This is a genomic window from Klebsiella sp. 10-1 (assembly GCF_009758445.1).
GTDB lineage: Bacteria > Pseudomonadota > Gammaproteobacteria > Enterobacterales > Enterobacteriaceae > Klebsiella > Klebsiella scottii.
This window is the reverse complement of the sequence record NZ_WQRE01000001.1, coordinates 869,575-881,106: the sequence shown is the minus strand read 5'-3', so window position 1 is coordinate 881,106 and position 11,532 is coordinate 869,575. Positions and strand designations below refer to the sequence as shown.

Annotated in this window: 11 protein-coding genes and 1 pseudogene; 8 read left to right on the top strand and 4 right to left on the bottom strand. The window is 51.8% G+C overall.

Features of this window, described 5'->3' with window-relative positions; genetic code table 11:
* Window positions 1-50: 50 nt before the first annotated feature.
* Window positions 51-878 carry a nitrogenase iron protein gene (gene nifH / locus GO007_RS04100; protein WP_095095861.1) on the bottom strand — a complete coding sequence of 276 codons (828 nt, stop codon included), beginning with the start codon at window positions 876-878 and terminating at the stop codon, window positions 51-53.
* A gap of 287 nt (window positions 879-1,165) precedes the next feature.
* Here nifH and GO007_RS29480 point away from each other — a divergent pair.
* A pseudogene (locus GO007_RS29480) lies at window positions 1,166-1,315 on the top strand (hypothetical protein); the annotation flags it as partial.
* 76 nt (window positions 1,316-1,391) lie between these two features.
* Here GO007_RS29480 and GO007_RS04095 read toward each other — a convergent pair.
* The gene (locus tag GO007_RS04095; RefSeq protein WP_095095855.1) at window positions 1,392-2,270 is read right to left on the bottom strand and encodes an NAD(P)-dependent oxidoreductase; all 879 of its coding nucleotides are present in this window, start codon (window positions 2,268-2,270) and stop codon (window positions 1,392-1,394) included.
* Window positions 2,271-2,592: 322 nt separating this feature from the next.
* Here GO007_RS04095 and GO007_RS04090 point away from each other — a divergent pair, with 322 nt between their 5' ends.
* The 3 genes from GO007_RS04090 to GO007_RS04080 all read left to right on the top strand — a co-directional run bounded on the left by GO007_RS04090 (window position 2,593) and on the right by GO007_RS04080 (window position 5,488).
* Complete coding sequence (locus tag GO007_RS04090) at window positions 2,593-3,036, top strand: DUF2231 domain-containing protein (protein WP_095095852.1); 444 nt, start codon at window positions 2,593-2,595, stop codon at window positions 3,034-3,036.
* Window positions 3,029-4,333 carry a PQQ-dependent sugar dehydrogenase gene (locus tag GO007_RS04085; protein WP_095095849.1) on the top strand — a complete coding sequence of 435 codons (1,305 nt, stop codon included), beginning with the start codon at window positions 3,029-3,031 and terminating at the stop codon, window positions 4,331-4,333. Before GO007_RS04090 ends, GO007_RS04085 begins: the two co-directional genes overlap by 8 nt.
* A 198-nt stretch (window positions 4,334-4,531) precedes the next feature.
* Window positions 4,532-5,488, top strand: coding sequence for a LysR family transcriptional regulator (locus tag GO007_RS04080; RefSeq protein WP_095095846.1), 957 nt, complete (start codon window positions 4,532-4,534; stop codon window positions 5,486-5,488).
* A 58-nt stretch (window positions 5,489-5,546) separates the two neighbouring features.
* On the opposite strand, the gene GO007_RS04075 is transcribed toward GO007_RS04080, so the two are convergent.
* The gene (locus tag GO007_RS04075; RefSeq protein WP_095095843.1) at window positions 5,547-6,068 is read right to left on the bottom strand and encodes a NanQ anomerase/TabA/YiaL family protein; all 522 of its coding nucleotides are present in this window, start codon (window positions 6,066-6,068) and stop codon (window positions 5,547-5,549) included.
* Window positions 6,065-7,087, bottom strand: a complete 1,023-nt coding sequence (locus GO007_RS04070) for a LacI family DNA-binding transcriptional regulator (protein WP_095095840.1) — start codon at window positions 7,085-7,087, stop codon at window positions 6,065-6,067. The genes GO007_RS04075 and GO007_RS04070 overlap by 4 nt, the downstream gene beginning before the upstream one ends.
* 230 nt (window positions 7,088-7,317) lie before the next feature.
* On the opposite strand from GO007_RS04070, the gene GO007_RS04065 reads away from it, so the two are divergent.
* The 4 genes from GO007_RS04065 (at window position 7,318) to GO007_RS04050 (ending at window position 11,354) form a co-directional block, all read left to right on the top strand.
* Entirely contained in the window at window positions 7,318-8,331 is a 1,014-nt protein-coding gene (locus GO007_RS04065) for a dihydroxyacetone kinase subunit DhaK (protein ID WP_095095837.1), read from the top strand.
* Between the two features lie 9 nt (window positions 8,332-8,340).
* Entirely contained in the window at window positions 8,341-8,979 is a 639-nt protein-coding gene (locus GO007_RS04060) for a DAK2 domain-containing protein (RefSeq protein ID WP_095095834.1), read from the top strand.
* 99 nt (window positions 8,980-9,078) lie between these two features.
* The gene (locus GO007_RS04055) at window positions 9,079-9,978 is read left to right on the top strand and encodes a dihydrodipicolinate synthase family protein (protein ID WP_095095831.1); all 900 of its coding nucleotides are present in this window, start codon (window positions 9,079-9,081) and stop codon (window positions 9,976-9,978) included.
* Between the two features lie 68 nt (window positions 9,979-10,046).
* Complete coding sequence (locus tag GO007_RS04050; RefSeq protein ID WP_095095828.1) at window positions 10,047-11,354, top strand: MFS transporter; 1,308 nt, start codon at window positions 10,047-10,049, stop codon at window positions 11,352-11,354.
* Window positions 11,355-11,532: the final 178 nt, after the last annotated feature.

The window sequence follows — 11,532 nt, the reverse complement described above, 5'->3', positions numbered from 1 at the left end:
CCCCATCTGACAAATATGGCTGAATACAGGGATATTAACCCTGGAGAAAATTAATCCATCATCCCGTATTTAACAACCATCTTTTCCAGCTGATCCATGGATAATGGCTGTGGGATCACCAGATCGTCATTTTCAATGATTTTACGTCCCAGCTCGCGATACTCCTGCGCCTGATTAGCATTGGGGTCAAATTCGGTCACCGTTTTTTTATTGAATTCGGCTTTTTGGACAATATTGTCACGTGGGACAAAATGAATCATTTTCGTCCCAATCGCCGCCGTGAACTCCTCAAGAAACTCCTTTTCACCATCAACGTTTCGGCTGTTGCAGATGATACCGCCGAGGCGCACCCCGCTCTGTTTGGCGTATTTCACCAGCCCCTTGCAGATATTGTTGGCGGCGTATATCGCCATCATTTCACCAGATGCGACGATGTAAACCTCCTGGGCTTTGCCATCGCGGATAGGCATGGCAAACCCACCGCAAACGACGTCACCCAGCACGTCAAAGAAAATAAAATCAAGGTCGTCGGTATAGGCCTTATTATCTTCCATCAAGTCAATGGCGGTAATCACCCCACGACCGGCACAGCCCACCCCTGGCTCCGGGCCACCAGATTCGACACAGCGAATATTAAAACAGCCTGTTTTCACCACCATTTCATTAGTGATTTTCTCCGCCCCTTGATCGCGTAGCACATCCATCAATGTTTCTTGCGGTTTACCACCAAGAATAAGGCGCGTGGAGTCAGCTTTAGGATCGCAGCCGTGAATAAAAATTTTTTTACCATGAAAAAAGGCCAATGCTGCGGCGGTATTTTGCGTGGTGGTGGATTTACCAATCCCCCCCTTACCATAAATAGCAAGTTTACGAGTCATGCTTTTTCCTCTTAAAAGAAACGTTCGTTTTGGTTTTGCCTTTTATAGATAGCAAAACTATTGCCAGACTGATTCATTCTCAGGAAAAACAATAAAACTCGAACCTAAGCGGATGAGTTAATTAGCTTTTTTTCTATTAAAAAGTTCCCAACAAGGAATAACATGCTTATCTCATCCGACCGTAACCGTTCCGCGCGGAACTATTCCCGCGAATGCGGTACGCAAGCGTAGAAACTGACAGGCATGAATACAGTAAGCACAAACTGATAGTGGGGTGCGTCCAGGCGAGTGTGGTTTGCGACTACAGCAAACTCAATAATTCCTCGCCGGCGCAGTGCGCCCCGGCGGAACGCATCGATACTCGGGTAAATGACCGTCTCCCTGACGGCGCACAAGAGTATTGGACGGTCGAGGATATAGTAGAGGCCTTTTCCTGAGCGTCGCTCCTCGGGGCGACGTGAAGAGCGCAGCTGGTTTCACGCCACACTCACCTGGACCTTCTGCGCTTTGCGCTTAGCGCTGGCTTTTCGGCTGGCCCGCAAGCCAGGCGTAAACCGCCGCCAGATCCTGATCGGCATAGCCATCTGCGGCCGCCTCGTCCCAGCAATCGGCGATTTTGCTCAGGATCGGCAGCTCCGTGCCTTCGGCCGCATCGAGCGCCAGATTGGCATCTTTTAGCGCGTGGCTGAGCTGCATTTGCGCAGGAAAACGGTTCTCCGCAATCATATCCAGCTTGCCTTTGACATACGGCGCCGCCAGTGGACCGCCATCCACCGCTTGCCAGAACTCTGCGGGGGAAAACCCTAATTTCGTCGCCAGCAATGCGCTTTCGGCCACGCCTTCCATCATCGTAATCAGCCAGGCGTTCAGCACGAGCTTCATTTTCTGGCTGCTGCCGGCTTCACCAAACCATTGCGTGCGGCGCGCAATGGCGGCGAATACGCGCTCAGCTGCCGCACATCGCGGACGATCGCCGCTGGCGAGCACCAGAATTTGCGCATTCTCGGCCGGTTTTTTGGTCCCCGAAACCGGGGCATCGAGGTAGATCAGCGAAGGAGCCCTTGATTCCAGCAGGCCGATGGCTTCCCGGGTCTCCCCGACCCCGATAGTGCCCATCTGGCAAAAAATCGCGCCTTCCCGGCACTCGGGGGCAATCTGCTGGATCACGTTCAATGTGGCTTCCGCATCGGTCAGGACTGACAGAATGACCTCGGCAGACGCCACCGCCTGCTGCGGCGTCGCATGCCGGATAAGCCCGCAGCCCAGCAGATCCTCCCCCCGTTCTGGCGAACGGTTCCAGCCGTGGACGGTAAAGCCATTTTTTAGCAGATTGCTGGCAAAAGCGTGCCCCATAGCACCCAGCCCAAGGACGGCGACAACCGGTAAGTTCATTCCATATTCTCCCACATCACGATTAATATCCCCACGCAGTTTCCGCTGACCATGACCTGAACATCTCTGCGTAGTCGATTTAGCTGAATACCACAATAACTAACTATAACACCATCAGGTATGGCGATTTCTGCAAAACAGATTTCCGTACATTGATATATCGAACTTATTAACAATATGTATAATTATTTACGTGTTTATAATGTTAATACACACTAATTAGTCCGGTTATTTTGCAGGCAGCCATTCACCTGTCCTTATTACGTAACTGACAGCAGAAACCTCAGCGTGCCTTTATTCTCCCTGACGAGGAATTAATAGTATGAGTGAACACTCTCATGGCCGGCGTAATACGCTTGCGACGATAATTTATAATCTTCTCAACCCCGTACCTTACGGTTTTTTTATTGCCGAATGGATCTTTGATATTATTTATCTCTACAGCGCCAACGTGATGTGGGGAAAAAGCGCCAGCTGGCTTATTGCCCTGGGGTTGATTTTCGCGATCGTCCCACGGCTGATTAATCTCGCGCAGGTCTGGTTCTTCGTCCCTTCCCCTCGGCTCCCGGCGGCGAAAATTGATTTCTGGCTGAACGTCATCGCGATTATTTCAGCCATTGTGAACTGTTTTGTCCACAGCCGCGATGCTTACGCCATTGCGCCACAAAATGTGGTCTATTCGACCATCACCGTTATCTGTGTGCTTCTTGCCAACATTATCAGCTCCTCCTGCCACGCAAAAAATAAAGGTTATGGCTATGAATAAAATATTACTGCCCCTACCAGTAATGTTAACGCTGACTCTGGTCCTTGCGGGATGTGATGAAAAAGCGAAACTGTCGCCGGCTCAACAAACCGGGCCCGATCCGCTGATGCCAAAAGCACAGGATTACCTGATGCCGCCAATGCAGGTTCCGTCCGGCGTGGGCTGGAAAGCAGGCGCGCAGCCGGACGTCGCCCAGGGACTGAGCATTGAGAAGATGGCCGACGGTTTCCTGCATCCGCGCATGGTCTACGTCCTGCCAAACGATGATGTGCTGGTGGTTGAAAGCAACAGTCCCGGCGAAGAGCCGCTGACCACACCGAAACAGCTGATTGCCGGGATCGTAAAAAATCAGTCCGGCAAAGGCGGTACAGGCGGTAATCGCATTACCCTGCTACGCAAAAGCGGCAGCGGCTGGGAGAAACATGTTTTCCTCGAACATCTGCACTCCCCGTTCGGCGTACAGCTGATTGGCGACAACCTGTACGTGGCCAATACCGACAGCATCATGCGTTATCACTATCAGCAGGGTGAAACGCACGTCAGCGATGCCGGAACCGAGCTCACCGATCTGCCCAATACCATTAACCACCACTGGACCAAAGCGCTGCTGGCGAGTCCCGATGGTAAGAAGCTGTATGTCGGGGTCGGTTCTAACAGCAATATTACCGAGAACGGTCTGGACGTTGAGTACCGTCGCGCCGCCGTTCTTGAAGTCGATACCGCACAGGGAGCCAGCCGGATCTTTGCCAGCGGCATCAGGAACCCGACGGGCCTCGGCTGGGAGCCGCAGAGCGGGAAACTGTGGGCGATTGTCAATGAACGCGATGAGATAGGCGCCGACCTGGTTCCCGATTATCTGACCTCCGTTCAGGACGGCGGTTTTTATGGCTGGCCCTGGAGCTATTTCGGCCAGCATGTCGATCGCCGCGTCCAGCCGCCTCGCCCGGACAAGGTCGCCAAAGCCATCAAGCCGGACTACGCCCTGAGCTCCCACGTTGCGCCGCTGGGGATGCTGTTTTATACCGGGCAGATGCTGCCGCAAAAATACCAGGGCGGCGCCTTTATCAGCGAGCACGGGAGCTGGGATCGCTCACCGCTCAATGGCTATAAAGTTAGCTTCGTCGCCTTTAAAGATAGCAAACCGGTCGGTAAGCCAGAGAGCGTAGTCAGCGGTTTTGTCTCCCGGGATGAGAAAGAGCTGTATGGCGCTCCGGTCGGACTCGCTCAGGATAATCAGGGGGCGTTAATCATCGCCGATGATGTCGGAAATACCGTCTGGCGCGTTACGGCAAAATAATGTTATGCCATTAATCATCCGGCTTCCTACAGTTGGGGAAGCCGTTTTTATGCATCGACCATCAGTATCCATGAATACTGCAGGGAATAATTGGGGAAGCAAAGTGATAAGCTGTACAGTCAGGACCGTTATTGCTAAGCGGCTACACCAGAATGGGTTGCTGAAAAGACATTCATCATAAATGAGACGTAAAATTCGATGAACCATTTATCCGCAATCAGGACCTTTGTCAGCGCCGCCGATCATAAAAGCTTTAGCGCCGCAGCCAAAGCGTTAAATATAGAAGTATCCACCGCCTCTCGTCATATTTCTGAACTGGAAGAGTATTTACAGGTGACGCTGTTTAACCGCTCCACCCGCGGATTAACGCTGACGGAAACCGGGGATTTTTTCTACTCTCATGCCCGACAGCTGCTCCTGCAATGGGAGGAAGCGCGCCATTTAACTTCCGCGCTGGATAAGCACCCTTCCGGCCTGCTGCGCATCAGCGTGCCCAGCACCTTTGGCCGGTTACATGTCATGCCTTTTGTCGATGAGTTTCTCCGCCTGCACCCCAACATCTCTCTGGATATCAGTTTTAATGATGAGATCCAGGATCTGATTGAAGCGCGAATCGATCTGAGTATCCGCATTGGGGTGTTGCCGGACTCCTCTATTCACGCTCGCAAACTGGCCTCTCAGACGCGCGCAGCGTGGGCCAGCCCGCAGTGGATCGCGCAAAACAGCCCTCCCGCCACCCTCGGTGCCGGCGGCGACGGTCAGAAAGAGATGAATATTGTGATGTTTTCTCGCCTGCACGGTGCCGGGTGGTATACGCGCAAAGCCGGGTCAGAAGAGGAATGGCAGCGGATATCGATTAACTATCGGCTTAGCGTCAGCGACAGCGCCGCGATGCTTTATGCCTGCTGCAACCACGCCGGGATTGCGATTCTGCCTGACTGGTTATCCCGTGAGGAGGAGGAAAAAGGCCATATCCAGCGGGTCTTTCCGGACCGGGAGTTTAGTATGTTCCCCAGCGAAACCGCCATCTGGATGCTCTATCCGCAAAAGCGGATTTTACCGCATAAGGTCAGAACCTTTATCGACTTTATGCTTGAGAAAGTGGGAACCCCGCCGTACTGGGGAGATAATTCCCCGTCTGACAGCAAACGGTAGCCCGCCTTCAGGATTAACGCAAAGGTCGTCAGCAACCCTTGCGTTAATCACACCGTTTTCACTCTTGCCGGGTATAAGGGAATTTCACCACCAGTTTTTTGACGCTATTAGCGCGACCTGCGGTATGGCACATCGGTTTATGAATTTCGCCGGGATAAAAAACAATAAACTCGCCCTTGTTCAGCACCACTGAACCATTCGTACTACCGTGTTCTAAAAAATAAAGATCGGTTGCGGCAGGCGGTACCCCGTACTCTTCTGCATCTGGCGGAGTGGTCCTGAAGTAAATTGTTTCCGAACCGTTAATCACCAGCTGAATATCGCCATAGAGTTTATGAAACTCGGCTTTATGACCAGTTTCAGGTTTGGTTTCATCTTCGCTGATAATATAGAACCACTCCTGTCCTTGTACAGAATATTTCCCGTGCGGCGTATTTATCAGCGTCGACAGCTCAAGTTCGGGATGATTCAGTATTTCCGTTAACGGAGTAAAATCATGACTGACATTATCTAAGCTTGATATAATCATAATACCCTCAATAATACGTGGCTGTTGATACGAAATAATGTAATTCATCATGGCTTTGCGGAACGTTGACGCACGCTTTTTCTTTTGACCAGTTCACCGCTGAGCAACACGCTGGTATGGTTGTTATTCCGCCCGTGGTCTATTTTACTGACCAGTAAATCAACGGCGGCGGCTCCCAGCTTTTTATTCCCCACTTTCACGGTAGTCAGCGCCGGTTCCATCACCCCGGAGACCGGCAGGTCGTCAAAACCGATAACTGAAACATCGTCGGGCACGCGGAATCCACATTCGTGTAGCGCTCTTATACAGCCGTAGGCGACGATGTCATTAATGCAAAAATAGCCTTGTGCAATTTTTCCTGCTGCCCTGATATGGCTCAGCATGGCTTCATATGCCGATCGGGCGTTCGGACTGACGCAGACCAGATTCTCCTCTGCGGATCTTAGCCCTATCGTCGGTACCAGTTCATGAAATGCCTGCTCACGTTGCCTGAAATTTGGCGTATGCGCATCGCTGTATACCAGCCCAATATCCTCTATTCCGGCACGTTTGAAATGGTGAAGAATGTTGTAAATCGCCGCGCGATTATTCATGTTAATAAAATCAAAGGGTAAAAAATCGTTCACATTATCGATAATCACAAAGGGTACCGATAATCGGCGTAGGGGCGTAAAGTCCCCCTGCTCGAACTCGGTGCCAAGGATGACCAGCCCATCGGCGAGGGCTCCGCTATTCTGTGAGCGGACGATTTCTTCAACGCTTTTTTTGTCATAGCCCACAACCTCAAGCGCATAGCTGTATTTTCCGGCCTGTTCGATGAGCCCATCAATATATCCACTGATAAACAGGTTATGCGCCTCGTTGATCGTTTCGCCATGTAAAGCAATTTTCAGGAATCGTAATACGCCGCGAATTTCTCTTGTCGATGATTGTTGATAATTTAATTCATGGGCAATTTTCAGGATCTTCTCCCGCGTCTCTACGGATAACCCTTTTTTGCCGTTAATCGCTATCGATACTGCGCTCAAAGAAACGTTGGCCTTTTGAGCAATATCTTTAATTTTAACCATAATGACAATTCAACCCTATGTATTACAAGCTTTATTCTCTTATCTTTTATTATATAAACCCTAGCCGCTTAGCGAATTTAAACATGTGATAGTCATCACAATTATTTTTTCTTAAAATCATTTTAGTAAAATTTTAGTTTACGCCACCGCTGACCAATTTCATTATCAAAACAGATATCCGACAGGCAGCAAGCCATTAATTAAATATCAATCCTTTAAGGATTTACCAAATGAAGAAGTTCATCAATATCCCTACTGAATATGTGGCAGAAATGCTCGAGGGAATTTATGCGGCGCATCCCCGGGAGCTTAAATATGCCAATAACGATCGCCATTGTCTGGTGACCGCCCAAGAGACTCGCCCAGGGAAAGTCGGCATTGTCACCGGCGGCGGTTCGGGCCATCTGCCACTGTTTCTGGGGTATGTCGGGAATAATTTGCTCGATGGCTGCGCCGTCGGCGATGTTTTTCAATCTCCGTCCGCCGATCAGATTTTACAGGTGACAAAAGCGGTGGATAAGGGGGCCGGCGTACTCTACCTCTACGGTAATTACAGCGGAGATATCCTCAATTTCGACATGGCTTCCGAGATGGCGGAGATGGAGGATATCAGAACGCTATCCGTACGCGGTGCCGATGACGTCGGATCGGCCCCGGTTGAACGGGCGGCAACGCGGCGCGGCGTCGCCGGCATTTTTTTCATGTATAAAATCGCCGGAGCCGCCGCTGCCGCCGGTTTATCCCTCGATGAAGTCGCCAGACTGGCTAAACAGGTCGGGGATTGCACCAGAACGATTGGCATTGGGCTCTCACCCTGCATCATTCCTGAGGTTGGTCAGGCCGCCTTCTCGGTGGCCGAGAATGAAATGGCGATTGGCATGGGTATCCATGGCGAACCCGGAATTTCGTCCGCCGCGCTCGGCACTGCCGACGAAATTATTGACCGCATCCTGCCCCTGCTTCTTAACGAACTGCATTTTACCCCCGGCGATCGTACTGCCGTTCTGCTTAATGGCCTGGGAGGGACGCCTCTGGATGAGCTTTATATTCTTTTCCGCCGGGTCAAACAAACGTTAAATGAACGCGGCATCGTCGTATACCACGTGTATCAAGGGGAGTACGCCACGGCAATGGAAATGACCGGGTTTTCGCTGTCCCTTTGTAAGCTCAACGATGAACTGGCGGGCTACCTCGCCACCTCCGCCGGTACCCCCTTCTTCTGCCAGCCGGATCTGGATAGCTAAAGGTACGATATGAAAACTGAACTGACATTTAACGATACGACGGGCCTTATTGCCGCCTGGTCTGCCGAACTGAGCCTGAAGCGGGATGAATTAATCAAACTAGACCAGGCCGTGGGCGACGGTGACCTTGGCATTACGATGCAAAAAGCCTTTCATGCCGCACAGCAGATACAACCCGAGCAGGAGAAAGGTATCGCTCATTACCTCATTCAGTGCGGCTTTGCGATGGCCAGGGCGGCGCCATCGACAATGGGAACATTGATGGCTACCGGGTTTATGCGCGGTGGGAAAGCGCTTGCGCCGGAGCTGATTACGCTCAGCGCCGCAGATCTGGCCGCCTTCTTCAGCGCCTTTACTCAGGGTATCGCGGAGCGAGGGAAAGCCCAGCCCGGGGATAAAACCGTTCTGGATGTCTTATTACCCGCCAGCGACGCGTTAGCGCGGGAAACCGCCGCCGGAGCGCCGCTCGGCCGCGCGGCGGAAGCCGCTCAGGCGGCCGCGCTGGCCGGGCTTGAAGCAACCCGCACCATGTTTCCACGTCATGGTAAAGCAGCGGCGTTTGCCGACAGCAGCGCGGGTAAAGAAGATCCCGGCGGTACCGTCGCGCTGATTATTTTTAGCGTATTCAGCCGCTACGTTAATAAATAACAAGACTGTTCACCTTTATTCAGGCAGTAAAAACTCCGGAATTCCCGGCGTCTTTCGCTTATTTCCGGAATATTTTCTTCAACATCTGACGAGGTCTCTGTGAAAAAATTATATGGCATTACCACCGCAATGATTACACCATTTAATGATGACGATACTATTAATTATGAAAGCATCGAAGCGCTGACCGATTTTCTTGTCGGGAAAGGCGTGCACTGTCTTTATCCGCTGGGCACCACCGGCGAAATGTTTCGCCTCAGCGAACAAGAACGCAAGAAAGTTGCCGAAACCGTAATTAAAAGAAATAACCAACGAGCAACGGTTTATATTCACGTCGGTGCGATGACTACCGCAGAAACGCTGTCGCTTGCTCGCCATGCGGTCGAGGCCGGGGCTGACGGGATTGGCGTCGTGACTCCGGCGTTTTTCGGCGCAAACGACCGTGAGCTGGAAGCTTATTTTGTCGCCGTCGCCAATGCCGTTCCCCACGATTTCCCGGTTTATCTCTACAATATTCCGCAGTGCGCCGCTAACAACCTTTCTGCTGACGTCGCTCAGCGCGTTGCTGATAAGTGTAGGAATGTCGTGGGGATTAAATACAGCTACCCGGACTACCTCACCGTGAATCAGTACCTTGCCATCAAGGATCATGATTTTTCCGTTATGGTCGGCGCAGATCGTCTGTTTCTTCCGGCACTGGCGATGGGTTGCGATGGCGTGGTTTCAGGGGTTTCCTGTGTTTACCCGGAGCCTTTTATAAAAATTTATGAGGCCTTTAATCGCGGAGATATTCCAGGCGCACGCGCCGCCCAGCGCCAGGCGAATAAATATTGCGAGCTGCTGAGAAACGGCAGCAATATGTCTTACTTTAAAGAAGGGCTTAAATATCGCGGAATTGATGCCGGCGTTATGCGCGCGCCGCAATTAAATATTACGCCCGAAGAAGTGCAGAGCTTGATTGCCGGGCTTGCTGAACTGGAAACGTCAGCTCCCGTTTAACTTCGACGAATAATATAAATTTTAAACGCATAACGTCGATGTCAAGATGAAGTTTAGAGGATTCTTTCATGAGAAGAACAGACTCTGTACCCGTACCTGATAATGCCCTCAGCCAGAATAAAGCTAACGCCATTCCCGGAGCAAAACTCAGATGGTACCTGGTGGTGATTATTTTGCTGGCCGCCGTGGTCAACTATCTCGACCGCGCCAATCTCAGCGTCGCGAATTCGACCATTGCCGCTGAATTTGGCCTGTCGTCATTTCAGATGGGATTACTGCTATCGGCTTTTCTGTGGCCCTATGCGCTGGCCAATCTCCCTGCCGGGTATCTTGTCGACCGCTTTGGCCCCAAAAAGATGTTTTCCTTTGCCGCCGGGGGCTGGTCGCTGGTGACGATATTCTGCGCGTTTGCTAATGGCTTTGGGGTAATGTACGCACTGCGTATGCTGCTGGGCGTAACGGAATCGCCGTTTTTTACCTCCGGCGTCAAAGTCACCAATAGCTGGTTCAGTAAAGAAGAGCGCGGCTTTCCAACCGCTCTGTTCAACACCGGATCGCAGATTGCCAACGCCATCGCGCCCCCCATACTGACGATCCTGATGCTGACCATGGGCTGGCGAGGCATGTTTATCGTCATTGGGGTTCTCGGCCTGGTGATCCTGCTCGCATGGCTGCGGTTTTATCGCGAACCCACCGCAGAAGAGGCCCCGCAAGACAAGATTGTCGACCCCCATCAGTCGCCTTTCGCACCTTCCCGCAGCTGGGGTTCCCTGTTCCGCGAGCGCTCGACGTGGGGGATGGTCGTAGGCTGTTTCGGGATTTACTTTACGGTCTGGGTCTACCTGACCTGGCTGCCGCGTTATCTTGAGCACGATCGTCATATGAGTCTGATGAATACCGGCTGGCTGGCCGCCATCCCTTTCTTTGTGGGTATTTTTGGCGTGCTGCTGGGAGGCGTTATTTCAGACTTACTGATTAGAAAAGGCATGAAAGCGATTACCGCGCGTAAGATCCCGATCGTCGGCGGAGCGCTAATTGCGGCATGTGCGGTGGCGCCGGTACCTTACATTGAAAGCACGCCGCTGTGTATGTTGTTACTGACTATTGGTTATTTCGCCGCCCAGCTTCCTTCAGGCGTAATCTGGGCGCTGGTGACGGATGTCGCTCCCGCGGGCTCGGTAGGCTCTCTCGGCTCAATTCAGAATTTCGGCGGTTTCCTGGGCGCGGCGCTGGCCCCTATCGTTGCCGGCTTAATTCTCGATACGACCAACAACTTTACCTATGTCTTCCTTGCCGGTGCGGCCCTGTTATTACTCGGGGCCCTCAGCTATGGCTTTGTTCTGAAAGAACCTATCAGGAATGAGGAACATTCGTAGCGATAACCTCGCTCTTAGCCCGGTGCTCAGTGCACCGGGTTCGGGAGCACTTAGCCCCGGCTTTACCTCTTGCTCTCCCTGGATGCCGGCTTCCTGATAAATGTTCAGGATTATTTTAGTCGCTCATCCCTCAGCATCACCGTTTATTAATAACCCTCAAACAGGATATTTATGATCA